At 35.4% G+C, this 26,785-nt stretch carries 27 protein-coding genes and 2 tRNA genes; 8 read left to right on the forward strand and 21 right to left on the reverse strand.

Annotation, left to right across the window (positions count from 1 at the left end; translation table 11 throughout):
• The first annotated feature begins 2 nt into the window (after positions 1–2).
• A complete protein-coding gene (locus DS830_RS04410) occupies positions 3–551 on the forward strand; it encodes an LURP-one-related/scramblase family protein (RefSeq protein WP_118908393.1) in 549 nt (182 codons plus the stop codon).
• Positions 552–567: 16 nt separating this feature from the next.
• On the opposite strand, the gene DS830_RS04415 is transcribed toward DS830_RS04410, so the two are convergent.
• From DS830_RS04415 to secG, 6 genes are all read right to left on the reverse strand, one after another.
• Entirely contained in the window at positions 568–1,119 is a 552-nt protein-coding gene (locus tag DS830_RS04415) for a GNAT family N-acetyltransferase (protein WP_118908394.1), read from the reverse strand.
• A gap of 239 nt (positions 1,120–1,358) precedes the next feature.
• Positions 1,359–1,919: a TetR/AcrR family transcriptional regulator gene (locus DS830_RS04420; protein WP_118908395.1), complete on the reverse strand. Its 561-nt coding sequence runs from the start codon at positions 1,917–1,919 to the stop codon at positions 1,359–1,361.
• A gap of 26 nt (positions 1,920–1,945) precedes the next feature.
• The gene (smpB, locus tag DS830_RS04425) at positions 1,946–2,422 is read right to left on the reverse strand and encodes an SsrA-binding protein SmpB (protein WP_118902429.1); all 477 of its coding nucleotides are present in this window, start codon (positions 2,420–2,422) and stop codon (positions 1,946–1,948) included.
• A 21-nt stretch (positions 2,423–2,443) separates the two neighbouring features.
• Positions 2,444–4,759 (reverse strand): ribonuclease R, encoded by a 2,316-nt coding sequence (gene rnr, locus DS830_RS04430; protein ID WP_118908396.1) that lies wholly within the window; start codon positions 4,757–4,759, stop codon positions 2,444–2,446.
• 113 nt (positions 4,760–4,872) lie between these two features.
• Positions 4,873–5,616 carry an alpha/beta hydrolase gene (locus tag DS830_RS04435; protein WP_118902435.1) on the reverse strand — a complete coding sequence of 248 codons (744 nt, stop codon included), beginning with the start codon at positions 5,614–5,616 and terminating at the stop codon, positions 4,873–4,875.
• Positions 5,617–5,673: 57 nt separating this feature from the next.
• Positions 5,674–5,910 (reverse strand): preprotein translocase subunit SecG, encoded by a 237-nt coding sequence (gene secG, locus DS830_RS04440; RefSeq protein ID WP_118902438.1) that lies wholly within the window; start codon positions 5,908–5,910, stop codon positions 5,674–5,676.
• A gap of 188 nt (positions 5,911–6,098) precedes the next feature.
• Between secG and DS830_RS08975 the strand changes: the two genes are divergently transcribed.
• Together DS830_RS08975 and DS830_RS08980 are read left to right on the forward strand one after the other, a co-directional pair.
• A complete protein-coding gene (locus DS830_RS08975; protein WP_240366850.1) occupies positions 6,099–6,248 on the forward strand; it encodes an SAP domain-containing protein in 150 nt (49 codons plus the stop codon).
• 90 nt (positions 6,249–6,338) lie between these two features.
• Positions 6,339–6,632 carry a hypothetical protein gene (locus DS830_RS08980; RefSeq protein ID WP_240366835.1) on the forward strand — a complete coding sequence of 98 codons (294 nt, stop codon included), beginning with the start codon at positions 6,339–6,341 and terminating at the stop codon, positions 6,630–6,632.
• Here the strand turns inward: DS830_RS08980 and DS830_RS04450 are convergent.
• The 9 genes from DS830_RS04450 to DS830_RS04490 form a co-directional block, all read right to left on the reverse strand.
• Complete coding sequence (locus tag DS830_RS04450) at positions 6,629–8,290, reverse strand: 6-pyruvoyl-tetrahydropterin synthase-related protein (RefSeq protein ID WP_162887520.1); 1,662 nt, start codon at positions 8,288–8,290, stop codon at positions 6,629–6,631. The genes DS830_RS08980 and DS830_RS04450 overlap by 4 nt on opposite strands.
• Positions 8,291–8,492: 202 nt before the next feature.
• The gene (eno, locus tag DS830_RS04455) at positions 8,493–9,788 is read right to left on the reverse strand and encodes a phosphopyruvate hydratase (RefSeq protein ID WP_118902442.1); all 1,296 of its coding nucleotides are present in this window, start codon (positions 9,786–9,788) and stop codon (positions 8,493–8,495) included.
• A 66-nt stretch (positions 9,789–9,854) separates the two neighbouring features.
• A complete protein-coding gene (tpiA, locus tag DS830_RS04460; protein WP_118908398.1) occupies positions 9,855–10,610 on the reverse strand; it encodes a triose-phosphate isomerase in 756 nt (251 codons plus the stop codon).
• A gap of 20 nt (positions 10,611–10,630) precedes the next feature.
• Positions 10,631–11,845, reverse strand: coding sequence for a phosphoglycerate kinase (locus tag DS830_RS04465; RefSeq protein WP_118908399.1), 1,215 nt, complete (start codon positions 11,843–11,845; stop codon positions 10,631–10,633).
• A 99-nt stretch (positions 11,846–11,944) separates the two neighbouring features.
• Entirely contained in the window at positions 11,945–12,961 is a 1,017-nt protein-coding gene (gene gap / locus DS830_RS04470; protein ID WP_118902451.1) for a type I glyceraldehyde-3-phosphate dehydrogenase, read from the reverse strand.
• 37 nt (positions 12,962–12,998) lie between these two features.
• The gene (locus DS830_RS04475) at positions 12,999–14,036 is read right to left on the reverse strand and encodes a sugar-binding transcriptional regulator (protein WP_118908400.1); all 1,038 of its coding nucleotides are present in this window, start codon (positions 14,034–14,036) and stop codon (positions 12,999–13,001) included.
• A gap of 199 nt (positions 14,037–14,235) precedes the next feature.
• A tRNA-Arg gene (locus DS830_RS04480) sits at positions 14,236–14,307 on the reverse strand.
• A gap of 99 nt (positions 14,308–14,406) precedes the next feature.
• Positions 14,407–14,664 carry a hypothetical protein gene (locus tag DS830_RS04485; RefSeq protein ID WP_118908401.1) on the reverse strand — a complete coding sequence of 86 codons (258 nt, stop codon included), beginning with the start codon at positions 14,662–14,664 and terminating at the stop codon, positions 14,407–14,409.
• A gap of 3 nt (positions 14,665–14,667) precedes the next feature.
• Positions 14,668–15,048 carry a hypothetical protein gene (locus tag DS830_RS04490; RefSeq protein WP_162887521.1) on the reverse strand — a complete coding sequence of 127 codons (381 nt, stop codon included), beginning with the start codon at positions 15,046–15,048 and terminating at the stop codon, positions 14,668–14,670.
• A gap of 529 nt (positions 15,049–15,577) precedes the next feature.
• On the opposite strand from DS830_RS04490, the gene DS830_RS04495 reads away from it, so the two are divergent.
• Positions 15,578–16,132: an NADPH-dependent FMN reductase gene (locus tag DS830_RS04495; protein WP_118902462.1), complete on the forward strand. Its 555-nt coding sequence runs from the start codon at positions 15,578–15,580 to the stop codon at positions 16,130–16,132.
• 133 nt (positions 16,133–16,265) lie between these two features.
• Positions 16,266–16,856, forward strand: a complete 591-nt coding sequence (clpP, locus tag DS830_RS04500; protein ID WP_118902465.1) for an ATP-dependent Clp endopeptidase proteolytic subunit ClpP — start codon at positions 16,266–16,268, stop codon at positions 16,854–16,856.
• A 63-nt stretch (positions 16,857–16,919) separates the two neighbouring features.
• On the opposite strand, the gene DS830_RS04505 is transcribed toward clpP, so the two are convergent.
• On the reverse strand, positions 16,920–18,278 hold the full coding sequence (locus tag DS830_RS04505; RefSeq protein ID WP_118908403.1) for an FAD-dependent oxidoreductase: 1,359 nt from the start codon (positions 18,276–18,278) through the stop codon (positions 16,920–16,922).
• Between the two features lie 136 nt (positions 18,279–18,414).
• Positions 18,415–19,284 carry an NAD(P)H-hydrate dehydratase gene (locus tag DS830_RS04510; RefSeq protein WP_118908404.1) on the reverse strand — a complete coding sequence of 290 codons (870 nt, stop codon included), beginning with the start codon at positions 19,282–19,284 and terminating at the stop codon, positions 18,415–18,417.
• 59 nt (positions 19,285–19,343) lie between these two features.
• On the opposite strand from DS830_RS04510, the gene DS830_RS04515 reads away from it, so the two are divergent.
• Positions 19,344–19,427: transfer RNA gene (locus DS830_RS04515), tRNA-Leu, on the forward strand.
• A gap of 103 nt (positions 19,428–19,530) precedes the next feature.
• Here the strand turns inward: DS830_RS04515 and DS830_RS04520 are convergent.
• The 4 genes from DS830_RS04520 to DS830_RS04535 all read right to left on the reverse strand — a co-directional run bounded on the left by DS830_RS04520 (position 19,531) and on the right by DS830_RS04535 (position 23,323).
• Positions 19,531–19,878, reverse strand: coding sequence for a carboxymuconolactone decarboxylase family protein (locus tag DS830_RS04520; RefSeq protein WP_118908405.1), 348 nt, complete (start codon positions 19,876–19,878; stop codon positions 19,531–19,533).
• A gap of 132 nt (positions 19,879–20,010) precedes the next feature.
• A complete protein-coding gene (locus DS830_RS04525; RefSeq protein WP_118908406.1) occupies positions 20,011–20,367 on the reverse strand; it encodes a DUF1516 family protein in 357 nt (118 codons plus the stop codon).
• Positions 20,368–20,470: 103 nt separating this feature from the next.
• Positions 20,471–21,682: a metal-dependent hydrolase family protein gene (locus DS830_RS04530; RefSeq protein ID WP_118908407.1), complete on the reverse strand. Its 1,212-nt coding sequence runs from the start codon at positions 21,680–21,682 to the stop codon at positions 20,471–20,473.
• Between the two features lie 24 nt (positions 21,683–21,706).
• Positions 21,707–23,323 (reverse strand): peptide ABC transporter substrate-binding protein, encoded by a 1,617-nt coding sequence (locus DS830_RS04535; RefSeq protein WP_118908408.1) that lies wholly within the window; start codon positions 23,321–23,323, stop codon positions 21,707–21,709.
• Between the two features lie 839 nt (positions 23,324–24,162).
• Here DS830_RS04535 and DS830_RS04540 point away from each other — a divergent pair.
• Entirely contained in the window at positions 24,163–25,611 is a 1,449-nt protein-coding gene (locus DS830_RS04540; protein ID WP_118908409.1) for an MFS transporter, read from the forward strand.
• Positions 25,604–26,773, forward strand: a complete 1,170-nt coding sequence (aroC, locus tag DS830_RS04545) for a chorismate synthase (protein ID WP_118908410.1) — start codon at positions 25,604–25,606, stop codon at positions 26,771–26,773. Before DS830_RS04540 ends, aroC begins: the two co-directional genes overlap by 8 nt.
• Positions 26,774–26,785 lie beyond the last annotated feature (12 nt).

The raw sequence follows: 26,785 nt of genomic DNA on the forward strand, positions 1-26,785 counted from the left end.
ATATGCAATTTAATGCTGCTAATATTCCGGGAGTTATTGAGGTTACAAATGTTAAACAAGAACAGCTTTATTATTTAATAAGAACCCAGCCCCACTGGAAAACTAGCTATAATTTATTAGGCATTAGTCAAGATGTTATTGGTCAGATTAAACAAATATCTTCTAGTAATTGGCCTAACTTTAAAATAACAATTGGTTCACAAGCAATTACCAATGTTTATCATGTCAGTAATTCACGCCATCAACTAATGATAGCACCTAGTTTGCATTGGATTATTAAGGGTAACCTTTTTGAAAATAATTATATTGTCCATAATTTTCATCATAAATTAATAATGACGGTTGATAATATTTATTTTAAAAATGGACATGAAGGCTACTTGCTCAATATTGAAGACACAGCTGAACCTAAAATTGGCATTTTATTGGCGGCAGTTCTTAATCAAACTAGTCGTAATACTAAAAATAAGCGCTCTATTGAGCGCTTAAAAGGTCAACAAATGAAAGTTAGCTTAAAAAGAAATATCGATATGCATTTCAACAAACGCTAATTTTCATAATAAAAAATCATAACTTTTTTTGCATATGATAATATTGATGACTACCAATTGGCATTTCACCTACAATCTCAAATCCCAAATGTTGATAAAGCTTTGAAGCTTTGTTATTTGTAAAATCTACATTTAAACCCAAGACAGAAGCATCAAAGAACTGGGGGATTGCTTGAATGAGTTGCGTAGCAATACCCTTTCCTTGATAGTTGGGTGCCACCGCTAAACAGTCTAAATACCATTCTCCAGGTAAACTCTCTTTATCAGGAAAAAGCTCAAAATTGGCTCCTAAACCATATTCTTGGGCGACAGATTGATAGTATTCATCAATTTGTGCTTCCATTTCTGCAGGATATCCCACTAACACCCCTACTACTTGTTGATCAATCTCAGCCACAAGCGTATTTTGATAATTATAATGCGTTCCCGGCTTATCAAAAGCATCTTCTAGCAAACTTTTAATTTGCTGAGGATGCTTTTGCATTGTCTTTAACTCCATATCGATAAAAATTGGTTCTAAAATCTTAAAAACTATTGAAGCATCTTTTTTTTGCGCTTGTCTAATCATAATCCACCTTTACTAAAATTATTCAAATATAATAGATACTCTAATATAGAATCTATTTAAAGACAAATTTTTAGTTTGATAATTAGACCAAAACAAAAAAGCCGTTACCGGCTTTAATGTTATCGTTTGTTGATGTTTTTATTATCATCAAGCTTTCCTGATGACAATTTAAATAATAACAGTAAAATAATTAAAAATAAAGCCACATTTTAGCAAATATGTCCCGCTTTGGGAACTTTTTATTGCATTGTATCATTATTGAAGTGGAATAAAAACATTTCAAGCCCACAATTTAATTTTTTAATAATAACTTCAGGCTTTGCTTGTAATTGCGAATCAAACCAATCCATCAAATTATACAATATCCCAGCTACCATAAAATCCAATTCATATGGATACTTATTAAGGAATATCTTAAAATAAGGACCATAATCTTGTTTATCAATATAGGTCAACAAAAATTGCTTTAGCATTTCTAATAAATAAAATTGTTGTTTTTGATTAACCAATAATTGATATACATTAAGACAACAAATACGATGATGAACAATATAACTAATACTGTAATCAATTAGTTGCGGCCAACTATTTAATTTTTGCTGTAGTAATCTCTGCAAATCTTGACGCAACATTTCAAGACACAAATCTTGCATCCCCGCAGGAAAATTACGATAAATTGTACTACGGCTCATAGCACTATAAGCAGTTAATTCTTTAATAGTTAAATTACAGCCTTGCGGCTGAGATAATAATTCACGTAATTTTTGTATTAAATAAGCAGTTGTCGCCACTGTTGTCATTAAAATCGTCCTCACGTATTTATTACTTAATGCAAAACGTTCTTTAAATTGCGGCGAATTTCACGTTCTTGATCGCGCCGTTTCAAAGTTTCCCGCTTGTCATAAAGTTTTTTACCTTCAGCTACTCCTATCAAAACTTTAGCAAAACCATGTTTCAGATAGACCTTTAAAGGGACAATTGTAATTCCTTTTTTCTGAATTTGATTTGCTATTTTTTTAATCTCTTTTTTGTGTAGAAGCAACTTACGATTACGTAAAGGATCATGATTGAACTGATTTCCTTGATCATATGGACTAATATGCACATTGGAGAGTAACAATTCGCCATTATGAATTTGCGCAAAACCGTCTTTAATATTAATTCTTCCAGCTCGAATTGATTTAATCTCTGTGCCTGTTAAAGCCATTCCCGCTTCATATGTGTCCAAAATATTATAATTATGGCGCGCTTTTTTGTTAGTAGCCATCACATTAGCCGGTTTTTGGGGGTGTTTTTTCAACACAATCACCTTCTTCAAGCGAAATTATGATTTACGCTCATATTTATTGCTTCGATTACCTGAATATTTGTGTTTATGATCAGTATTACTATTTTGTCGACGTCGATTGGAAAAACTACGTTTAGCTTCTTGGCGTCTTTGTTTTTCTGCGTCAGCACGTTCTTGTTCTTCTGCAGTGAGCACCGGTTCAAAATCTACTTGGCGTTGTTGGGCATCAGCTCGAATTAAGCGTACCTTAATAGGGTCACCCATTGTATAGGTTTTATGGGTACTCTTGCCTACCAGGGATAATTCTTTTTCGTGATATTCATAATAATCATCTAACATATTGGATATATGCACTAGACCTTCAACTGTGTTTTCTAAAGAAACAAACATTCCAAAGCTCATCACAGAATTAATGACTCCATCATATTCTTGACCAACTTTATCCATCATAAATTCTGCTTTTTTCAGATCATCAACAGCTCGTTCTACATCAATCGATTTCCGTTCACAAGCTGAAGTATTCACTGCAACCTCAGGTAATTGTTCATCCCATTTATCTTGAATTGGTAATTCTGTTCCCTCATCTGCATAACTATGAATCATCCGATGAACCATTAAGTCAGGATAACGTCTAATGGGCGAAGTGAAATGTGTATAATAAGTTGCTGCCAAGCCAAAATGTCCTAGAGGATCAGGCGAATATTTAGCCTGTTGCAAGCTACGCAATAACATAGTTGTAATAACCGTTTCTTGAGGCTTACCGGCAACTTTTTCTAAAACTGTTTGAAACATTTTAGGAGTAACATCATTGGCATTACCTGGAACAGATAAACCAAAAGAACTAGCAATTTCAAAAAAGTTTTTTACTTTATCGCCATCTGGCTGTTCATGAACTCGATACAAGAAAGGCACGTGCATTTTATTATAATGTTCTGCAACAGTTTCATTTGCTGCCAACATAAATGACTCAATCATTTTTTCTGAAGTTCCGCGTTCACGTAATTTAATATCGAGTGGTTTACCATTCTCATCAACAATAATTTGAGCTTCAGTTTCTTCAAAATCAATGGCACCTCGTTGGTGACGCATATTAAAGAGAATATCATGCAATTGTGCCATTTCTTCTAACATTGGTACTAACTCTTGATATTTTGTACGTAATTGCTCATCGCCGTCTAAGATTTTATTGACATTATTATAGGTTAAACGTGCATGAGAACGAATCACACTTGGATAAATTTCATGGTGCACAACTTTTCCATCAGCATTAATCTCCATGTCACAAGTTAATGTACACCGATCTTCTCCTGGATTTAGGGAACAAATTCCATTGGACAAGCGAAATGGCAGCATTGGAATCACACGGTCAACTAAATAGGTACTTGTGCCCCGTTCATAAGCTTCTTTATCTAACCAACTATCAGGTTTAACATAGTGGGTCACATCAGCAATATGCACCCCTAAATGATAATTGCCATTCTCTAATTTCCAAACAGTAACAGCATCATCAAAGTCTTTGGAATCATCACCATCAATTGTGACAACTTGTTGTTTAGTATTGTCGCGCCGACCTTGCCAGTCTTGAGGCTGTAACTTATCCGGAATGGTTTGCGCTTCTTGGAGCACTTCTGGTGGAAACTCATCTTTGACATCATTTTGATAAACAATTGTCATTTCATCTACGCCAGGGGCATTTTTATTGCCTAAAGTCTTCAAAGCAATTCCCATCATACTCCGTGGAAATTGATCATTCGGATAAGATTCAATCTCTACTTGCACCATATCTCCCATTTGCGGCACAAGACCATTACTTTTAATAAATACCGGATTGTTGGCTAATTTTTTTTCATAGCTGTGAACATAACCAATTAATCCTGTTTTTTGGGCTTGAACATCGCTATAAGGCATGAATTCACCCACTAGCTGTTTCACACCATGGTCAATGATTTTAGTAATCTTACCTTCGGCTCCATTATCGCCCCAAGGATTAGCTGGTTTTATAATTTTAACTTCTACTTCATCATCATTAATTGCATGTAGAGTATTAGGTTTTGCAATAAAAATATCCGGCTCCTCTTCATCATAGCGCACAAAGCCGAATCCCCGATCATTAGCCCGAAAATTTCCTGTTACAGTCTGATTAATTGGGGCTAACTTAAATTGATTATTATTATTGACAGCAATTTTATCTTCGCCTTCTAACACAGCTAAGGCTTTTAAAACCCGATTATACGCTGTCGTTCCATGCAGACGAAGAAAATCTGTAATTTGTTGAGCTGTATATTTACGTTCTGGATATTGTCGAAAAACTTCAAGAACATCCGAGATTAATTTATTTTTTTCAAATTCCATTAAGTTTGTTATACTCCCGTTAATATAATGAATTTTAGATAGTTTTTAACTTTAATAAATACTATTCCAAAGTCAAATTTTTTATTCTTAATACACAGCAAAAACTGTTGTTATTATTTCAATTGTTCAAGAAATTTCAGTAAATCTTTCTCTAATTGTGGTCGCGCTGAGTTAACTGTAATTACATGACCTGCATCTTGATATAAATGAAAATCAGTCTCAGTCGTTAAATGAGACTGTAGCTGTTGGGCTGCTTGATAATTAACCATTTCATCTTTGGTACCATGACCAATGAATACCGGTTGCTTAATTTTGGCTAACTGTTGCCCTACTTCTAAGGTTGCTTGAGAAATAGAGTCTAAAGCTGGGCCTAATAAGCGCTCAATCGTCCTTTGATGCTGGGCCTGTTGGGCAATACTTATTTGCTGCAACTGATCTATTTTTCGTGCATATTCAAAAAATCCCGCACGTACATTAGTAAAATCCTGTGAAAATAATGGTGAACCCAAAACTCCCCCGCCTTTAATTTGCGGATAAGTTTCTAGAGCTTTTAAAGCAAATATTGAACCTAATGATAACCCAAAAATCGCGGTAACTTTTTTGTTTTGCTGTTGCACAAACTCTATTGCCTTTTGCGTATCATTCCACCAAGCAGTCACACTTCCCTTATTCAAAATATCTAAAGGATTATTTGTGCCGTGTCCGCTAAAAAGCGGTGCATAAACACTAAATTGGGCTTGCTTTAATCTTCTCATAACTGCTCGAAAATCATTAGGTGAACCTGTATACGAATGTAACAAAATAATTGTTTGGGAATCCTGATTTATAAATAATGTTTTAGGGGGAACTATTGCCATTGTAAAAACCTCACAATACAAAAAAATCCTACTGCAAAAAACAGGAGGATTTAATTACTATTTTGACGATAAGAAAGCCAATGCTAACGCACAAACAAAGAAAATAATTGCTAATACTGTCGTCACTTTTTCCATGAATGCTTCAAAGCCCCGCTTCTTTTGGGTATTAAATAAATCACCCGCACCGCCAGACAAAGCATTCAAAGCATCTTGTTGTTTTTGTGGTTGCATCATAACGGCAATAACAATCAAAATTGAATCAATAATCAGAATATTCATTATTAGATTATACACGTGTAAAACCTCCGCTACTAGCACTTCTACTAGAATAGCATAAAACAGACTTCTTTACCAGTAAGACATGATATAATAGTTAAAATAATCTAAAGAAGACCTGCTATGAATCAAAGACCACAATTTTCTTACAGCTAAATTGTCAAGAATTTCAACAATATTATTGGTATAAACAAGAACTACAAGAAATTTGCCGCCAGTATCACTTGCCTGTTAATGGTACAAAAGCTGAACTAACACAATACATTTTGCGTTTATTGCAAGGAGAAAAACCTCAAACCATTAAACCCCTTCGCAATATATCTACTACCTTTTTGCTAACGGCCAACCAAAACTAAACTATTAGCTAGTAATTTTCGTCTTAATAACCAAGCGCGTCAATTTTTCGCAAATTATTTTCACAAAGAAAATTTCCACTTCAAAAATCGATGGCGATTAAATTACGGGCTGTTCAACAAAATCAAGATCAAAATGCCACCGTCCAAGATTTAGTTGAAGCATACATACATCCTAATACTAGTAAAATAAATAACACTGACGAAGAAAAAACTTATCAATGGAATAATTTTGTCAAAGACTTTTGTGCTGATCCTCAAACTGAAAAATTTCCTAATAAACTGAAAACAGCTGCCATTTTATGGAAGCATGTCCGTGATAGTAATTTACCAAAAACTTATACTTCGTCGTTATTAACTAAATATGCGCAAGAAATTAATGCTTAATACACTTTACGTAATTTTTTTAGTAATTGCCATTTATGTTCACTGACAATCAATACTAAGCCGATAAGACTAAAACAGCTAATTGCTAAAGCCACTTTAGCTAAAATAGTGTATTGGTAGCTAATTTCAATATTATTAACTCCTGACTGAGTTTGTATTTGCACTGTACCCCGATGAGAACTATGTGCTGGCACTGTAACATTATTAATTGTTGCGTGAACTCCCTTATAAAATAAAATTGGTAAATCTAGTGTTGCCGATTTTTTATTATAATATTTGACTTGATATATATCCGGTGTCGTTTGATAATTCAACTTAGTTTTAACACCATCAACTAAAAATAGATGGTGCTTAATTTGTTTGCTATAAGGCAAACTTTTTTGGGGATAGTAGTCTAACTGATTGAATTCATGAATTTGACGGTTGATATTTTGAGATGTGATTATTGCTAAAGGCTGTGTTTGTTGAAACAATTGTTGTGCACTCATATAAACTTGCAACACACAAGCAGTCATTACCGTCAATAAAGTCATTAACTTGACAATAGCAGAAAATTTTTGGACGATTTTAACTAAAATATGACTCAAATAAATTGCCAAAAAGAAATTGGCAATATTTAAAAAACGCCACGGAAATTGTAGATAATTCAAAGGTGTATTTTGTAAAGATGACCAAGGAAAAATTTTAGTCGATAAAATCACTGCGATAATTGCTTCAATTGCAACAATGCGATAACTAAACTTATCTTGCCAAACGAATAAAACAATTAAAATAAGTGCAGCTATTGCAATGATTCCTAAAGAGTAACTGCGAATATCAGTATGCAGAGAATTTTTGAATAACAAATAAGGGCTTTGGGCAGTTTGGGCTAAATCCAGTAATGCTGGTCGATTAATTTGAAGTGCTCTCTTTTGTTCAATCATTGGAAGAAAAAAGCCAACACTGGTAATTATCACTAAAACTATTGCTTTTGCTCCATTGACAAGTAGTTCTCCCCAATATTGCCAATGATGTGAAACCTTATTGAACAATATTAAAATGGGCAATGGCAGCATTATTATAATAACCGTTACGGCAGTTAATGGATGAGTCAAAATAATTAAACTCATTCCTAACGCTAATATTGGCCAACTTTCAAATTCTCCAGCCAATAATTTAGCTGCTGCATAAAATACCATCGGCATAAAGATATAGGAAAGATACTCAGCAACACCGACACGATAGAAAACACTAGCTAAGCGGAAGAATGATAATGTGTAAATAATGGCAAACAATAATGACTGTAAGGTATTGTGCGCCCATTTATTCATAAAATAATAAGCGCTGACCATTGTTAAAAAGGTAATCAATGTTAAAAAAATCAAAAACCCTAATAATGGTGTTCCGACTAATTTGTAGATTAGATATCCTGGCAAAATGGTTAACCATGGATAAAACATATTAGTAAAATTACCCACATGATTCCAATAATCAAAATTAGTCGGCGATTCTAAAATATTGCCTAAACTATCAATTCGATTCCAATGAAACAATAAATCATAACTATCTAACAAATGAATGGAGCCATGTGGTGCAAATAAAAAAGTATAAAAAATACTAATAATTAAAAAAGTTAGACCAATGATGGTGTACTTGATAATTTTATTATGATTAGCCATCATATCTCCTTTGGTATTTAAAAAATTTATGGTGCAAAACCATTTTATATTACACAGCTTAATCCCTTAATAATTTTCTAAGAGGCGGTAGTTATCTTGTTGACTTACATAGTATAACATGTTAATAATTTATATTTTAAATCAGATATGTACCAAAAAAGCCGATCTCAGTTTCAAGACCGGCTTTTAATTAGTTTAGAGCTTATTTATTAATGTTGTAAAAACTCTTAGAACCCTTGTATTCAGCAGCTGATCCTAATTGCTCTTCAATCCGCATTAATTGATTGTATTTAGCAATCCGGTCTGTCCGACTCATGGAACCAGTCTTAATTTGACCAGCATTAGTTGCAACAACCAAGTCAGCAATTGTGGTATCTTCAGTTTCACCAGAACGGTGAGAAACAATTGCTGTATAACCAGCTTCTTTAGCCATTTCAATAGCTTCAAATGTTTCTGTTAAAGTACCAATTTGGTTAACCTTGATTAAGATAGAGTTAGCGACACCCATGTCGATACCCTTCTTCAAGTAATCAGTGTTAGTTACAAATAAGTCATCACCAACAAGTTGCACTTTCTTGCCTAACTTTTCAGTGAGCATTTGCCAATCTTCCCAATTGTTTTCATCCAAAGGATCTTCAATGGAAACGATTGGGTATTTGTCAACTAAACCATCTAATAAGTCAACAATTTCTGCAGCAGTATAAGACTTGCCGTCACCCTTCATATCATACTTGCCAGTTTCAGCATTGTAGTATTCTGATGAAGCACAGTCAAAGGCAATAGCAATATCAGTACCAGGCTTGTAGCCAGCACGTTCAATAGCTTCAACTAAGACTTGGAAAGGTTCCTCGTTATTTTGCATTTTGTTAGGAGCAAATCCACCTTCGTCACCAACAGCAGTAGAATCACCACGTTCTTTCAAGATTGCTTGTAGATTATGGAAAGTTTCAGATCCCATCCGTACAGCTTCATGAATGCTCTTAGCACCAACGGGCATAATCATGAATTCTTGGAAGTCGACGTTATTATTAGCATGTTTACCACCATTGATAACATTCATCATTGGTGTTGGCATTACATAACTATTTGGTCCACCTAAATATTCATATAAAGGCATACCTAGTTCATCAGCAGCCGCATGAGCAGCAGCTAAAGAAACACCTAAAATAGCATTTGCACCTAATTTACCTTTGTTAGGAGTACCATCTAATTCAATCATTGCCTTATCAATGGCACGTTGATCAGTAACATCCATGCCAACAATCTTTTTAGCAATAACATCGTTCACGTTCTTAACAGCTTTCAAGACGCCCTTACCCATGAAGCGGGACTTGTCGCCATCACGTAATTCAACAGCTTCGTGTTCACCAGTAGAAGCTCCAGATGGAACACTAGCACGGCCAAAGCCACCTAATTCAGTATAAACTTCAACTTCGACTGTTGGGTTACCGCGAGAATCCAAGATTTCGCGGGCAAAAATATCAGTAATTACAGACATTTATAATTCTCCTTTGTTTAAATACGTTCGTTTCAATTTTAACATTTAACCATGTACAAATAAATATTAATCTTGATAATTAACAAGCTGCAAGAAAGATTCTGGCTCTAAGCTGGCACCACCAACTAAGCCGCCATCAATATCAGGTTTGCTCATTAAATCTTTCACGTTAGCTGGTTTAACTGAGCCACCATATTGAATGCGAACATTATCAGATGTTGTTGCATCATATAAATCCTTCACAGTTTCGCGAATAACATGGCAAATTTCTTGAGCTTGATCAGAAGTAGCAGTCTTACCAGTTCCAATGGCCCAAATTGGTTCATAAGCAATTACTAAACCAGCAACTTGCTGAGCTGATAATCCCTTTAAGGCTGCAGTTACTTGATTTTGAACCCATTCTTCTGCTTTACCAGCTTCACGAGTTTCTAAAGTTTCACCACAGCAAATGATTGGTGTCATTTGATTATCTAAAACCGCATGTGCTTTTTTATTGATATCATCATCAGTTTCGTGGAAATAATCACGCCGTTCCGAATGACCAATAACAACATAATTAATACCCATTTCATTTAAAACTTGGGGACTAGTCTCACCAGTAAAAGCACCAGAATTTTCAAAATAGCAGTTTTCGGCTGCAGTATGCAAGTTGCTTCCTTTAGCAGCAGCTAACAAAGCGGGTAAGTCGACTGCTGGTGCAGCAATTACTGATTCAACTTTATTAGAATCAGGTAATTGATCCTTAACAGCATTAACAAATTTGGTTGTATCTTCAGGATTATTGTTTAGTTTCCAATTTCCTGCAATAATTGGTGTCCGCATAGGAATCTCCTTTAAATAAATTATTTATCTGAAATTGAAGCAATACCAGGTAGGTCTTTACCTTCCAAGTATTCCAAGGAAGCTCCACCACCAGTAGAAATATGAGTTAATTGGTCAGCAATACCTAATTGTTGAGCTGCGGCAGTTGAGTCACCACCACCAACAATTGTAGTAGCATCTTGCAAATCACCCAAAGCTTTACCAACTTGTAAAGTACCGTTAGCAAAATTGCTCATTTCAAAAGCACCCATTGGACCATTCCAAACAACAGTCTTAGCACCTTTTAATGTATCTTCAAATAATTTGATTGTCTTCGGACCAATATCCAAAGCCATCATATTATCAGGAATTTCAACATCATCAGTCACTTCATGGTCAGCATCGTTGGAAAATTCACTGGCAACTACGTGATCAACAGGCAAAACAATCTTGTCTCCAGCTTTTTCTAATAATTCTTTTGCCATAGAAACACGATCTTCTTCAAACAAAGACTTACCAATCTTATGGCCTTGAGCAGCTAAGAAAGTATAAGCCATTCCACCACCAATTAAAATGTGGTCAGACTTAGGAATCAAATTGTCAATAACTGCAATTTTATCAGAAACCTTAGCTCCACCCAAAATAGTTACGAATGGATGAACTGGATTTTCAACAGCGTTACCTAAGAATTTAATTTCTTTTTCCATTAAGAAACCAGCAGCAACTGGTTTATTAGCAGCCTTCATGGCAGAAGAAATACCAACGTTTGAAGCATGAGCACGATGAGCCGTACCAAAGGCATCATTTACAAATACATCACCTAAAGAAGCCCAGTATTCCCCCAATTTTGGATCGTTTTTGCTTTCACGTTTGCCAAAGTCGTTATCAATATCTTGGAAACGAGTATTTTCCATTAAGATAACATCGCCATCATTCATAGTGTTAATAGCATCTTCTAATTCTGCACCTTCATTGACAGGTACAAACTTAACGTCTTGATTTAATAATTCAGATAAACGTTCAGCCACTGGTTTTAAAGTTAATTCTTTCTTGTCATCATCACTTTTAACACGTCCTAAATGTGACAAAAGAATTAATTTACCTTGATGTTCAATAATATATTTGATTGTTGGCAATGCTGCCACAATCCGGTTATCATTGGTAATTTTATTATCTTTTACTGGAACGTTAAAGTCAGCCCGCATTAAAACCTTTTTACCTTGGACATCAACGTCAGAAACGATTAATTTAGCCATTTATCAAATGCCTCCAATTTTTCAATAAAAAAAGGCCGAAGGAGAATGCCTCCCTCCGCCTTCTTCAAGTAATTCATATCCAACTTTTAAAGTTATGGATTACAACAAGCTTGCAAATTTTTGCAAAGTACGGATCATTTGAGCTGTAAAGCCTGATTCGTTATCATACCATGCAACTGTCTTAACAATTTGTGCATCGCCAGCTGTAACAACTTGTGTTTGAGTTGGGTCAAATACGGAACCAAATTCTGTACCAATGATATCTGAAGAAACAATTTCATCATCATTGTAACCGAATGATTCACTGCCATCTGTAACTTTCTTAACAGCTGCATTAACTTCTTCAGCTGTAACTTTCTTGTCTAAGATAGCATCCATTTCTGTTAAAGAACCAGTGATAACTGGAACACGTTGTGCATGTCCATCTAATTTACCCTTTAATTCAGGGATAACCATACCAATAGCCTTAGCAGCACCAGTTGAATGTGGAATTGTGTTTTGAGCAGCAGCACGAGCAGCACGTTTGTTACCTTTACGGTCTGGACCATCTTGTAACTTTTGTGTAGCTGTGTAAGCATGGATTGTTGTCATTGTACCAACTTTGATACCGAAAGCATCATTAACAGCTTTAGCTAAAGGTGCCAAGCAGTTTGTTGTACATGAAGCAGCAGAGATGATTTGATCATCTTTAGTGATTGTGTCATCATTAACGCCATAAACAACTGTCTTCAAATCGCCAGCTGGAGCGGAAATAAGCACTTTCTTAGCACCTGCATCAATATGAGCTTGTGCTTTTTCTTTTGATGTGTAGAAGCCAGTACTTTCAAGTACTAATTCAACACCGTCATTCTTTACCCAAGGAATGTTACGAGCGTCGGACTCTGCATATACAGGAATTTTCTTACCATCAATAACAATTGCATTGTCAGTTGAAGAAATTTCATGTTTGAAAATACCATGTGCAGTATCATATTTAAGCAAATGTGCCAACATTGCTGGTGATGTTAAGTCGTTGATTGCAACAACTTCCAAGTCATCATTTGCAACTTCATAAATACGACGCAAAGCCAAACGACCAATACGTCCGAAACCATTAATACCTACTTTTGTAGCCATGTTAAGATTTCCTCCTTCAGGAAAAATAAGTTTTATTTTAAAGGTTTTTATCCCTTAAAATCATTTCTGAGGCTGCCTCATCAGTAATCAAAATTGTTTGATGAGGAGCAACTTTCATATATGACTCAATTGCAGCGGCCTTTTGTGGCCCACCCGCAATCGCAATCACATGTGAAATATCATTAAGATCCGAGATCTGTAATCCTATCTTCGGTACCTTATATACTACATGTCCTTGAGCATCCAAGAAATCGCCAAAGGCTTCAGCTACTGCTTGTCTTTCAGCCAATAAATTAACCTCAGCTGTTGGCATATTCCGCCGATTAGCCATTGTCTTTGCCCGGCCAATACTGTGAATAACGACGTCAGCATGATTAATTAAATCTAATACTGATTTGACAACTGGTTCTTGAAGTAGTGGTTCTACACTTTTAGTAGAAATATCTTCTGGAACATACAAGTTACGGTAACGTCCACCACTATGTGTTGCCATCTCTGCACAAACAGTATTAGCTTGAATGGCCATGGTTTCACCTAATCCACCCCGAGCTGGAACAAATAATAAATTACGCTCATGAGACAAATTAACTGATAGTGATTCGCTAACTGAGGCCATCGTTGTCCCACCCATCACCGCAATGATTGAGCGTCCACCAGGAAGGATGGCTGCTAACAATTCATTTAATTGTTGACCCATTAGATCAAGAATGCTGTGATGATGTTCACTATTGCCAGGTACAATTATAACTCGACTAATACCTAAAACTGAAGCTAATTGCTCACTTACAACATTAGCATCATGTAGTCGGTTCATCAAACCACTTAACTGCTGGACCAATTCCAAGCCTTTAGGAGTCAAAGACATACCAGACTTTGATGATTCTAATAAGCCACTATTACGAAACAAATCGGTTTCTCGCCGCAAAGTACGCTCAGTCGTTTTTAAGTCAGCCGCCAAGATTCTCCTACCAACTGGCTGCATCCAACTAATTCTCTGCAAAATGCGATATCGCCATTGAACTGTTTGTAAAAAGTCGGGCGCAATGGATTCTATTAACTTTAAATCATTATCCATTTAAACACGTCCTTCTCATGGGACGTCAATTGTCCCTGTGTGACATAATTAGACCCATCACTTCCAAAATAAAGGTGAGTTGCTATTCCTTAACTCACAAGTAGATTATAACAAGTGTAAATTCTAATTGCAACCAAGTAGCCCAAAATATTTTTAATAACAAAAAAAGACCGCTCAATACAGCGGTCTTCCAAAATTATGCGCCACCTGGGAGTCGAACCCAGATCCCAAGAACCGGAATCTTGTGTGCTATCCATTACACTAGCGGCGCAACACGAGTTATATTTTAACCCGTGTTTATTATTTTGGCAAGTATCAATTCTTAAATATATGATTTAGTATAAACATATTAATGTAGGTAAATCTAAAATCAAGCTGACTCGCGCTTCCTGTATTTAAGAACACGATAACTAAATAGTACAAGAAAAATCACCAATGTTAAAATCAAATACAAACCGAGTAGTATGAATAAAACAACTAGCCAACCTCTGGAATCTCGTTGTGCCATTTGAAATAATTCTATAAATCGCTGCAATCTAAAGACCATTTTGCTTACAATCCGTGATACAAATAAAACCATTGCAATAACTAATGCATCAACTAAAGATCGCCTAGCTAATTTTTTCATAAACTACCTCTCTTTATGATTATCATTTATTTGCTCATAGGCTGATAATGTAAAAATAGTTAGAACCAACGACATAATCACACCTGCTAAGATAGAAAAAATCATCAATTTGGACTGAGACATTGTTTGAGAAAACAACAATAAGCAAGGTAACATGCCGCCAAGAAAATACAGTAACCACGCATATTTAATTTTAATTTTGAAAAAAATTACAACGGCCGACAACAAAAAAGCTAAAATGACAACACTTGCTCCTATCCAATTAAAAGATTGTTGAAAGATCAAGTCAAAAATCAAGTAGAAAGTTAATAGCTCTATAAGAGCAATCAATAACCGCAGAAAAACATTTTGTGCTTGATACCATTGTCGATATCGTTTCATCATTAATCACCTACCGAATTTTTAATTAGTAATAACTAAAATTATAATTGACAGAATTCTAAAAAGCGATAATTTTATGAAATAATAATTGCAATGAACTCAATTATTTAGTCAGTTTATATAATTGTATAATGACTTAAAATCTAATTATACGGTGGTAGAAAATTATTTTTCTTTAGCTTTCAAAAGTACTGATTTTTAACTTTAACAAATTAATGTTTAACTAATGTCAAACAATTAATTTATGATTTGCAAAAATGACGCAATTACTCAATATTAATTATCCATCTTTAATCTCAACACTAAAGTAGACTGGTCATTTTGCTTTAGAACCCCACTCTGCACAATTGCTGCCTTAATTACTGGTTTATTTAGCTAAATTAAAATCTCTAAAAGTTATAATTATCAAGCGATTTATTCCTATAAATTGAACCGGATTGATTATTCAAAATTAAAAGGAACAAATCTCAGCATTTTTTGTAAGACCTCGATATACTATTTATGAAGTTTAAAAAAGAAAGAGGTTTTTATTATGACAAAGACTATTGGAATTTTTGTAGGCAGTTTGCGCAAGGGTTCTTATTCACGGATTATTGCTCAGGAGATGGCTAAACAATTTCCTGCTGGTTATGAAGCTAAATTCATCGAAATTGGTGACTTACCTTTATACAACCAAGACTTTGATGACTTGAACGAAGTACCTGCACAATATCCAAAATTCCGTGATGAGGTCAAAGCAATTGATGCTGCTTTGTTTGTTACACCAGAATATAACCGCAGTGTTCCAGCAGTTTTGAAGAACGCTTTAGATGTTGCTTCTCGTCCTTATGGTGCTAATGTTTGGGATGGCAAGCCAGCAGCTGTTGTTTCTGTTTCTATTGGTGCCATTTCTGGCTTTGGTGCTAACCAGCATTTACGTCAAGCATTAGTCTTTTTGAACATGCCAACTTTGCAACAACCAGAAGCTTACATTGGTAATGTTACTAACTTTATTGACGAAGACAAGGGCGAAGTTAATAATCAAGGAACTAAAGACTTTTTGAAGTCAATTGATGAAGCTTTTGTTAAGTTAATTGACCGTTATTAATAATCTCGGCATCCGTTTAATTCGGATGTCTTTTTATTTACATACGAAGCTTTGATAGTTGACTTTTCCTGTAAATGTGATAAATTAGCAGAGTAACCAATAGAGTGCTAATTAATAAATAGGAGGCTACGAAATGTTAGTTCCAACAGTTATTGAACAAAGTCCCCGCGGCGAACGGGCTTATGATATTTACTCACGCCTTTTAAAAGATCGAATCATTATGTTGTCTGGTGAAGTGAATGATCAAATGGCAAACACTGTTATTGCCCAATTATTATTCTTAGATGCACAAGATTCTAAAAAAGATATTTATATGTATATTAACTCTCCTGGTGGTTCAGTCACAGCTGGCTTAGCAATCATGGATACTATGAACTTTGTTAAAGCTGATGTCCAAACCATTGCAATGGGGATGGCAGCATCTATGGCTAGTGTCTTGTTATCATCTGGTGCCAAGGGCAAACGTTTTGCTTTGCCAAATTCCACAGTCTTAATTCACCAACCTTCTGGTGGTGCTCAAGGACAACAAACAGAAATTGAAATTGCTGCTGAAGAAATTCTCAAAACGCGTGAACGTTTGAATAAGATTTTGGCTGACAATTCTGGTCAAGATATCGAAACCATTAAAAAAGATACCGAAAGAGATAACTACATGACTGCTCAAGAAGCCAAAGATTATGGTTTGATTGATGACATCATGGTTAATAAATCCGCGGAAAAATAAATAATAATTAAAGAGCCTGAGATAATTCTTACCTCAAGCTCTTTTTGTTTACAGAGAAATAATTTATTTAGCTTGCAATTGCCGTTGAGCTTTTTGAGCTGCAACATTCATAATATTCCAAGGACAATCAAATCCAGGTTGGAAGAAGAAATCCGTATAAGCTAAATCTGCCACAGTTAAATGTTGCTGAATGGCTAAAGAAATTGTATTAATATTCGCCGTAACATCAGCAGTCGACATGATTTGTGCCCCTAAAATTTGACCATTTTCAGGATTATAAGTTAATTTAAATTGTACTTTAGCATTATGAGCGTCAGGCACAAACGGTGGACGGTAGCTATCTTCCACATACACTGAAGCTGATTGAACAGGATAGTTTTTGGCAGTTGCATCTTTAATGCCCGTCGAAGCAAAATGATAACGGAACACTGAAAGTGCAGAAGATCCCGAAACAGCAGGTGTTGGTTGACTAGCCTTTTCCAAATTTTTCACTGCATAGCGACCTTGGCGCCGACTATTAGTGGCTAAGGCAATTTTAGCAGGTTGACCAGTAGGTGCAAAAGTTACATAAGTTGCATCTCCAACAGCAAAAATATCTGGTTGACTAGTACGTTGGTATTGGTCAGTTTTTATTGTTTGATCATCATTTAATTCTAAAGTATCAGCTAACCAAGCAGTATTAGGTTTAACTCCAACGGATTCAATCACTAAATCCGCTGCATAAGTACCCTTGTCTGTTACAACTTGTTGAACTTTGCCATTATCACCAACAAATCTTTGGACATTTTCACCTAAAGCTAAGTCCACGTTATTTTGTTTTAACTCTTGCGCCAAAACATCAGTAAATTCAGAATCCAAATACGTTCCTAAAATTCGAGGTAAAACATCAATTATTGTTACTTGTTTGCCGGCTTTAGCAAATGCCTCAGCGGCTTCAATTCCGATATAGCCTGAGCCAATCACCACCACTTTATCAATCAGCGGTTCCACAGTTGCGCGTTTGAGCTTCATTGCCCAATCACGACCCCGCATAAAATAGATATTCTTCAAATCATTACCAGCAACTGGAATTTGTGCTGGAACTGCTCCAGTGCTGATAATAAGCTTATCATAACTTTCAGTTCTGGTAGTATCATCAGCTAAATTGTGAACTGTTACTTGATGCTCAGTAGAATTAATCGCAGTAACATCCTGTTGAATAAATACATGAACACCCTTTTTTTCCATGTCCTCTTTGGTTGCATAGCTTACACTATTAACATCTTTAACGACACCTTCTAAATAAAGCTGCATTCCACAGGAGAGAAAAGAAAGAAAATCGCCCTTTTCATACCATTGAATCTCTGCTTGTGGATAGTCTTGCAATAATTCTTGCACCGCTTCAAAACCACCATGTGATGAACCAACTACAACTACTTTCATAAATTGAGTTCCTCCCTTTTCAGTTACACCTACATTATAATGGTTCTAAATTAGAATGCAATATTATCTCTAGAATAACTCTCGGTAATTGTTATAAATGTGCTTGTACCACTGCCATAGAACCAAAAATAATTATTTAATGATTGACTGAACTATCTTTTGCATGTGCAAATTGGTTCATCCATTGAGGTAAATACTGATCAATCATCGTCGGTAACACAACATAGTTATCTTTGGCTAACAACTCTGCCCCGTAGCTGTGCAAAAAAACTGCCGCTAAAACAGCATCATGCCAATTAGAAAATTGTGCTGCAAAGCCTGCTATCATACCAGTTAATGTATCACCCATTCCCCCGGTAGCCATTGCTGGAGTTCCCAGTGTGTTTTCATAGATTTCTGCTTCATTGTTGAAATAAATATGCGAAGGTGAGCCCTTAAGAATTAATGCTGTTTGGGGCGCTGCTATCTGTTGCAAATATTGATAATTATTAGTTGTTGTTTGCTGTTGAGGTGTTAATCCACTCAACCGTTGCCATTCAATTTGATGAGGTGTTAAAATCACCTGGGCTTGACAATGTTGGAGATCAATTTGATATTGAGCCAATAACGTAATCGCTGAAGCATCAATAATCAAACATTGTTGTTTACTAACTTTTTTAATAATGGCCGTCAGTAACTGCGCATTATTGGTAGTTACTTCTAAACCGGGGCCAATAGCAATGACATTTACACTAGTTAATAATTCTAGTAATGGTTTAGAATTATTTAAATCTAAAACCATTGCCTCGGGCAAGCGTGCATGCAAACTAATAAAATTATCTATACTAGTAGCGACACTAACTAGTCCAGCTCCTGTATACACTGCTGCTGTAGCAGCCATAATAGCTGCACCACCAAAATTAGCGCTTCCAGCAATTAATAAAACTTTACCAAAAGTACCCTTATAAGAATTGTGGGGGCGCGGTTGAATAACATTATTTAAAATTTTTGTTGTAAGTTTTTTCATAATTTTTAAATTTCCTAGTTACAATTAGTTTAAAATTTGATAAAATTAGTATTTGTAAAGCCGCTGTGGCGGAATTGGCAGACGCGCAGCGTTCAGGTCGCTGTATGGTTTTCCATGTGCAGGTTCGACTCCTGTCAGCGGCAATATTGTTTCTGTTAATGGTTTATCAATATTTATCAGAATACGGTCTTCTCATTCATTATATTTATTAAAACAGAAGTTCTTAGAACTTCTGTTTTTTAATTCCTAATTTTCTTTTTCTTGAAGATATTGAGCAAATGATAATGCTTTTGCACCATAAACTGTGGAAGGTCCACCTCCCATTAAAATTGCAACATTTACTACTTCTGCCAATTGTTCCATAGTAACACCATTTTTTAAATTACTTTTAACGTGTGACATGATACAGCCTTCACAGCGATCTGCAATCGCAATTCCTAAGGCAATCATTTCTTTGGTTTTCGTATCCAAAGCACCTTCTTGCATTGTAGTTTTAACTAAACCACCGAAGGCTTTCATTTCTTCTGGTGATTGCTTACGCAAATTAGCCGTTTCTTTTCCAAATTTTTCATATTGTTCACTATAATCAACCATAATCTATTCCTCCATTTATAAGTACTTATCTTTATTAAACCGCAAAAAGTAAATGCTTTCAATAGATATGCGACCAACAAAAAATCCGATATAAAATTATATCGGATCAAAATCTAGTTTAACTACCTTAGCCTAGTGAAACAATGGGAAACCATCCGTCATTATAAAACCGATAATAACCACAATAACTGCTAAAATAAGAGCCCCATAAAACATAACTCGAGAAAACTGTTTCTTTAATTTTTTGGCAAAGGCCATTTCAATTAAACCAATTAAACCTACTGCAAGGATAATTTTCACAATTGTCAAAATTGGATGCTCATGCCAAGCATAACTAAACATTAATGCTCCACTAATAATCAATATTATGTAGCAAATACGCGCAATCATTACCCAAACTTTGGCTTGGGGAACTTTAGCTAATAAACCGCCAATAATTGCTACAAATAATACTACGCCAACAACTAGATGTAACCAAGGCCACAACATTTTATCACCTCAAATATTAATAATAATTATTATAGAACAATTTTTGAATAATAGAATCAAAAAAAGCATTCCACTTTTCAGAAGAATGCTTTCATAATTTTAATTATGCTGGTTGGTGAACACAGACACCACCTTGATAAACAGCTTTTTCTTTTTGAATAACTTTAATATCTTGAATAGGATTATCTTTCATTACAATAAAGTCTGCCACTTTACCCACACTAATCTCACCGTAGTCTTTGCTGACATGCATCGCTTTGGCACAATTAATTGTCGCAGTGTCAATCGCTTGTGCTGGTGTCATGCCTGCTTTTTCTACATATAATTGCATTTCATAGGCACTTTCATTTTCAAAGCCATTATAAGGAGTCCCTGCATCAGTCCCCATAGCAATAGGGATTCCAGCAGCAGCAGCTTTTTTGATACTAGCAAAGTGTTTTTTAATATTGATGATAACTTTTTGACGTGCCCAATCAGCAACTGTGTCTTCCCCATATTTGTAGATTGCATACATAGCATTCATCGTTGGTACCACAAAAGTTTTATGTTCTTTCATGATATCAATGGTCTCATCATCAATATCAAAGGCATGTTCAACTGTATCTACACCAGCTTGAGCTGCTTCTTTAACTCCAGCATTGCCTTGGGCATGAGCAGCAACAGTCTTATTTTTGTGATGGGCTTCTCGAACAGCAGCTTTGACTTCATCTTCATTAAATTGGATATCATCTGGTGTTTCACCATTACGCAAAACCCCACCAGTCACCATTAGTTTAATATTATCGACACCATTTTTCATAGATTGACGAACGCCCTTAATCATTTCGTCTACGCCATCAACTTCAATTCCTGATCCATCACCGTGACCTCCAGTCATGGTGAAAGCTTTACCGGAAGTCATAACTCGTGGACCAGCAATCATCTTTTGATGTTGCATTATTTTAATAGGAATATCAATATCATAAGCAGCACCTACATTGCGAATATAAGTGACACCGTGATTAATGAGATCTTGCATGTTTTTTATAGCAAACATTGTCTGTATAGCTTTAGGATCAGCGCCTTCAATGCTACTTTCTTGTTCGGCCCAATAAGTTGGAGTACTCCCAATATGGGTATGAGCATTCATAATGCCAGGCATAACATATTGATTATGAAAGTCTACAATTTGATCAACAATTGACTCTGAAGGTACTCCTTGTCCCATAGCAGTTATTCTTTGAGTATCAGTGTCAACGGTAAAATATTGTTGTGGTTGAAAATCTTGTTGTTCATGTTGATAGATATTAGCGTTAATAAAAGTTATTTTAGTCATTATAAAGTCCCTCTCTTTTTAAAATTATTTCCAATAAGCATATTGCAATTGTCCTGAATTTCCAGACATAGCATCCCATTTCAACCCACCTAATTTACTGTTGACAAAATGTGCTTGGGCTGCTTGATAAGTAGGAGCTACACCGGCAATTTGCATTAAACGTTGATCGGCTTGCTTTTCAAATTCCCACCGTTGTTGTGCTGAATAAGTTGTTGTATCAGAAACTTTATCCATCAGTGCATCATATTGGTCATCTTTAGTTTTTGCAAAATTAATTTGATTATTGCTGCGCATCCCATCTAGGAAGTTTTGGGCATCAGGATAATCAGGTCCCCAACCCACTGTACAGATATCAAAATCACAACTAAAATCACGTGAAACATGAGTTGCATGTGGTACAGAAACAATATTGATTTTTAGGCCGGGCAAGTTCTTTTGGACAGCACCTTGTACATATTCAGCCAATTTCTTTTCGGTATCAACGTCATCCACCAAAAAGTCTAATGTGACCTTAGATTTACCTAAATCACTTTGAGCTTTTTGCCAATATTGTTTAGCTTGATTAACATCTGTCGGTGCTAAATTTCCTACTTCATCAATAAAATCACGTCCTGTTTTAGGATCTTTAGCATAATTTTTAGGTACTATATTAGTTGCAGGTCGCGAGCCATCTTGCAATACTTTGTTAGCTAATTGCTGGCGGTTGATAACTAAGCTAATAGCATGCCGCAAATTTTCATTAGCTGTAGCTGTTCGTTTAGAATTGAAATAAATATAATTGTTACGTCCTGTTGGCGTTACTACAAGTTCTTTGCTGTTGCGATTTTGCTTCACAAATTGACCACTAACATTAGTTAAATCTACACTGCCAGATTTAAACATACTTTGAGCTGTATTATCATCTTTGACGACATTGACATCAACTTTGGCAATTTGCACATGTTTAGCATTCCAATAGTACTTATTTTTTACGTAATGCCAAGAATCATTATTGCCATTCCACCCCTTCAAAGTGTATGGTCCATTAGCAACTGTTGTTTGATCATTAGTGCCATATTTTTCACCATATTTTTTAATAGCAGCTGTTTGGACCGGTTTATAGCCTACAAAAATATAATTAATAAATGGAATAGGCTTAGTCAAAGTTATTGAAAAAGTTCGTTGGTTGATAGCTTTGACTCCTAATTTATGTGGATCCATCTTACCAGTATTAATGGCTTTAAAGTTTTGAATATATTGAACATCTGTAGTAGCTTGCGATTTAGTTTTAGGATCGGTGGTTCTTACTAGCGAAGTTACAAAATCTTGGGCTGTTACAGGCTTACCATCTTGCCAACGTGCATTCTTTTTAATCTTAAAAGTATATTTAGTTCCATTTTCTGTGGGCTGAACAATTTTTTCAACCATCCCGGGAACTATCTTATTATTACGATCTCGTTTATAAATACCTTCACTGATTTGATCAAGAATAGCTCCCCCATTAGTTTCAATGGACTTATTAGGATCAACAGTCATCGGTTCTCCTGGGATCGTAATTTTTAAAGTTTGATTATCGGCACCAGCTGCTTTGGAACCACAACCGGTTAATAAGGCTACTCCTACCACCAAATACATCCACAGCTTCTGCTTTTTTTGCCACATAATTACTTCCCCCTTTAAATGTTTTTTGATGACTATTGCCAACAAAAAAACGCCCTTTTAGAATATTAATCTAAAAGGACGCCAAAACGCGGTACCACCTTCGTTACAGAATTGTTAATTCTGTCGCTCACGTACGCCTGCATTAATCAGGATAACGTTCGCGCTATAAAGGGCGCACCCGCGTTACTCTCAGCGAATAACTTGCTCTAACTCAACTTTCATTAATAAGACGTTACACCTTCGCAGATAACGGTGCTCTCTGACAACCTCTTAATAACTACTCCTTAAATTATCTTAGCAATTTCTCATCTATGTTTAATGATTATTATCATAACAGGTTAATTGTAATTGTCAACTATTATATTATTTTTATTTTTAATTTTTGGAATTAGAAAGCTGTTTCTAAGTTGTTAAAAAAATAAAATCAAGCTTATGGCTGATAAATCACTAGATTTTTATTAAAATGTTATTATTCTCAAAATCAAAATTATAATAACTGTTTATTTTATTATAGTAATTTAAAAATTAATGTTGACACATTTAATTACTAATGTTTTAATGTAAACATAATTTATTGAGAAAGGAAGATTAAGATGACTTGTTGTTTACTTAAGAAAGTTTATTATTTTGACTTTGCTTATTTTAAGTAGCGTTCGCATCATGAACTTAGATGCGAACGGTGCTTACGTTCGTGTCTAGGCAAAGTCATCTTGATCTTAGCCAATTAGACACGTTAGTCTAATTGGCAAGTATAAATAACCATATTTATATAATATATAAGCCAGTTAGATTATGATTATAGTCTAGCTGGCTTTTATTTATTTTAAGGAGTGATTTGGATGCATAAAAAGCAGTTATCATTTAGTTTATATCTTAATTATTTTGTACATGGCATCGGTATTATAATTTTAACCCAAAACATGCTGGCTTTAAGCCAGCATTGGCACTCTCCTCTTGCAACCGTGTCATATGTCATCTCTGGAATTGGGATTGGCAGATTTATCGCTTACTTTATTTTAGGCAATTTATCTGACCGCTTTGGCCGTAAAATTTTTGTTAATTTAGGAATGATTAGTTATTTAATTTTCTTTTTAGGGATGGCTTTTGTAACTAATATTAAGATTGCATATTTTTTGGCCATCTTGGCAGGTATCGCTAATTCAGCGTTGGATGCTGGCACCTATACTACTTTTTTGGAAATGGGTGGTACTCAAGGATCTGCTAATGTTTTATTAAAGGCTTTTATTTCATCTGGCGAATTCTTATTGCCATTAGTGGTCGCTATGATTGAAGCTCAAAAGATGTGGTATGGCTGGTCCTTTATTCTAGCTGCCATAATTTTGGTTATTAACTTAGTTTTACTTAATCGGCAAAAATTTCCACCACGTAATCAAGCTAGTGAACGCGAAGCAAATATTATTAAGCAAATATCACCTATCAAAAAAATAATTGCTTCGATTGGCTTATCTGGATATGGCTATACTTCAATGGCTCTTATGATTTTATACACACAATGGATTAGTCTTTTCGCCACCAAAACTTTTCATTTTAATTCCGTCTTAGCACATTGGCTGTTATCTTTATACAGTATTGGCTCTATCAGTGGTGTAATTATCATTTTTATTCTATTAAAAAGGACTGTTGCTGAAACCAAAATACTTATTTTCATGAATGTTGGCTCTCTACTAGCACTATTAATCATTTGTTACAGTCAGTTGGCGGGATTATCAATGCTAGCGGCGTTTGCTTTTGGTTTTACAGCTGCAGGTGGTGTATTACAAGTTGGTTTAAATCTCTTTGTTAAACTGTATCCGCAGATTAAAGGTCGCATCACCGGAATATATTTCACTTTCGGTAGCTTAGCATCGTTTACTATTCCGTTAATTACTGGATGGCTTTCTCAGCAAAGTATTGCTCAAGCAATGCGCTTTGATTTAGTAATTGGTTTAGTTGGATTATTATTAATAAGTATCACTAGCTGGGCAGTTTATACACCAAGCTCTTTAAATCACGAACGAAAACGAATTAACCAAATTGATCAACATATTATTCACTTACTCAATCAACGTTTTGATACAGTTAAGGCAATTGGGAATTTAAAACAGCAGCAGCAACTGCCGATTTTAGATCAAGAACGGGAAAATGATATTTTAAATTTAGTTGCGCAAAAAAGCTGTCATCCAGAACATACACAGTATATGCAGATAATTTACCAATCGATTATGGCTAACTCACGTGCCTACCAACATAAAAACCATTCAGATAAGGAGAATGTCAACAATGATTAATTACATTACCGCCGGCGAATCACATGGTCCCCAATTAAGTGGGATTTTAACTAATATTCCAGCAGGTTTAACTTTAAATATTGACAATATTAATGCTGCATTAGCTGCTCGCCAAGGTGGCTTTGGTCGGGGAAGTCGCCAACAAATTGAACATGATACGGTTATTATTACTGGCGGAGTTCGCCATGGCATTACTTTAGGAAGTCCAATTTCTTTAACAATTAAAAATCGAGATCATGCACATTGGTCAAAAATTATGGATCCTTTAACTTCTCCTACAGCAAATAATACTCTGCGTAAAGTCACACGCCCGCGCCCCGGACATGCAGATTTAGTTGGAGGTATGAAATATGGTCACCGTGACTTACGTAATGTATTAGAGCGTTCTTCGGCCCGTGAAACTGCCATGCGCGTTGCAATTGGGCAAATATGTAAGCAATTATTAGCACAATTAGATATCCAATTAATTGGTTATGTTCAACAGGTTGGTCCTATTTCTACCAACGAGGACACTACTTTAACTATACAACAACTACAACAAGAAATAATTAAAAATGATTTGCGTATTCCTGACCAACAATTAGTAGATAAAATTCATGATTTAATTATCGCTACTAAAAAAGCTGGTGATACTTTGGGAGGAGTTGTACGAGTTGTTGCTGAAAATGTACCAGCTGGCTTAGGCAGTTACACCAATTGGGACACTAAATTGGATGCTCAACTAGCTGCTGCTGTTATGGGAGTAAATGCCATTAAGGGAGTTGAAATTGGCGATGGTTTTACGGCAGCTAGTCATTATGGAAGTGAAGTTATGGATGAAATTGATTGGGAGGCTGAAACTGGTTGGACTCGTTTATCTAATCATTTAGGAGGATTTGAAGGTGGTATGACTAATGGTATGCCTATTATTGTCAAAGCAGCCATGAAACCTATTCCGACTTTGTATAAACCACTCCAAAGTGTTGATATTCAAACTAAGATTAAGCAAAAAGCTAATGTGGAACGCTCAGATACTACGGCTATTGTGCCAGCTTCTTTAGTCGTTGAAAGTGTTGTTGCTATCGAACTAGCAAAAGCAATTACTGCTACTTTTGATGGTAGTAACTTATCTCGATTACAAAAAGCAATTGCTGATTATCGTCAAGAACTAAATAATTATTAACAGGAGTACCTA

It is taken from the genome of Bombilactobacillus bombi (genome assembly GCF_003522965.1).
Lineage (GTDB): Bacteria > Bacillota > Bacilli > Lactobacillales > Lactobacillaceae > Bombilactobacillus > Bombilactobacillus bombi.

What these genes read in the sequence shown, in the direction of transcription:
- DS830_RS04530 (WP_118908407.1), bottom strand. Translation starts at nt 21,682, where the DNA reads ATGACTAAAATAACTTTTATTAACGCTAATATCTATCAACATGAACAA.
- DS830_RS04420 (WP_118908395.1), bottom strand. Translation starts at nt 1,919, where the DNA reads ATGACAACAGTGGCGACAACTGCTTATTTAATACAAAAATTACGTGAA.
- DS830_RS04485 (WP_118908401.1), bottom strand. Translation starts at nt 14,664, where the DNA reads ATGAAAAAATTAGCTAGGCGATCTTTAGTTGATGCATTAGTTATTGCA.
- DS830_RS04475 (WP_118908400.1), bottom strand. Translation starts at nt 14,036, where the DNA reads ATGGATAATGATTTAAAGTTAATAGAATCCATTGCGCCCGACTTTTTA.
- eno (WP_118902442.1), bottom strand. Translation starts at nt 9,788, where the DNA reads ATGTCTGTAATTACTGATATTTTTGCCCGCGAAATCTTGGATTCTCGC.
- DS830_RS04520 (WP_118908405.1), bottom strand. Translation starts at nt 19,878, where the DNA reads ATGGTTGATTATAGTGAACAATATGAAAAATTTGGAAAAGAAACGGCT.
- DS830_RS04450 (WP_162887520.1), bottom strand. Translation starts at nt 8,290, where the DNA reads ATGGCTAATCATAATAAAATTATCAAGTACACCATCATTGGTCTAACT.
- DS830_RS08980 (WP_240366835.1), top strand. Translation starts at nt 6,339, where the DNA reads ATGGCGATTAAATTACGGGCTGTTCAACAAAATCAAGATCAAAATGCC.
- DS830_RS04415 (WP_118908394.1), bottom strand. Translation starts at nt 1,119, where the DNA reads ATGATTAGACAAGCGCAAAAAAAAGATGCTTCAATAGTTTTTAAGATT.
- clpP (WP_118902465.1), top strand. Translation starts at nt 16,266, where the DNA reads ATGTTAGTTCCAACAGTTATTGAACAAAGTCCCCGCGGCGAACGGGCT.
- DS830_RS04535 (WP_118908408.1), bottom strand. Translation starts at nt 23,323, where the DNA reads ATGTGGCAAAAAAAGCAGAAGCTGTGGATGTATTTGGTGGTAGGAGTA.
- DS830_RS04540 (WP_118908409.1), top strand. Translation starts at nt 24,163, where the DNA reads ATGCATAAAAAGCAGTTATCATTTAGTTTATATCTTAATTATTTTGTA.
- DS830_RS04410 (WP_118908393.1), top strand. Translation starts at nt 3, where the DNA reads ATGCAATTTAATGCTGCTAATATTCCGGGAGTTATTGAGGTTACAAAT.
- rnr (WP_118908396.1), bottom strand. Translation starts at nt 4,759, where the DNA reads ATGGAATTTGAAAAAAATAAATTAATCTCGGATGTTCTTGAAGTTTTT.
- DS830_RS04465 (WP_118908399.1), bottom strand. Translation starts at nt 11,845, where the DNA reads ATGGCTAAATTAATCGTTTCTGACGTTGATGTCCAAGGTAAAAAGGTT.
- DS830_RS04490 (WP_162887521.1), bottom strand. Translation starts at nt 15,048, where the DNA reads ATGATGAAACGATATCGACAATGGTATCAAGCACAAAATGTTTTTCTG.
- DS830_RS04435 (WP_118902435.1), bottom strand. Translation starts at nt 5,616, where the DNA reads ATGGCAATAGTTCCCCCTAAAACATTATTTATAAATCAGGATTCCCAA.
- DS830_RS04505 (WP_118908403.1), bottom strand. Translation starts at nt 18,278, where the DNA reads ATGAAAGTAGTTGTAGTTGGTTCATCACATGGTGGTTTTGAAGCGGTG.
- gap (WP_118902451.1), bottom strand. Translation starts at nt 12,961, where the DNA reads ATGGCTACAAAAGTAGGTATTAATGGTTTCGGACGTATTGGTCGTTTG.
- aroC (WP_118908410.1), top strand. Translation starts at nt 25,604, where the DNA reads ATGATTAATTACATTACCGCCGGCGAATCACATGGTCCCCAATTAAGT.
- tpiA (WP_118908398.1), bottom strand. Translation starts at nt 10,610, where the DNA reads ATGCGGACACCAATTATTGCAGGAAATTGGAAACTAAACAATAATCCT.
- DS830_RS04525 (WP_118908406.1), bottom strand. Translation starts at nt 20,367, where the DNA reads ATGTTGTGGCCTTGGTTACATCTAGTTGTTGGCGTAGTATTATTTGTA.
- DS830_RS04495 (WP_118902462.1), top strand. Translation starts at nt 15,578, where the DNA reads ATGACAAAGACTATTGGAATTTTTGTAGGCAGTTTGCGCAAGGGTTCT.
- DS830_RS04510 (WP_118908404.1), bottom strand. Translation starts at nt 19,284, where the DNA reads ATGAAAAAACTTACAACAAAAATTTTAAATAATGTTATTCAACCGCGC.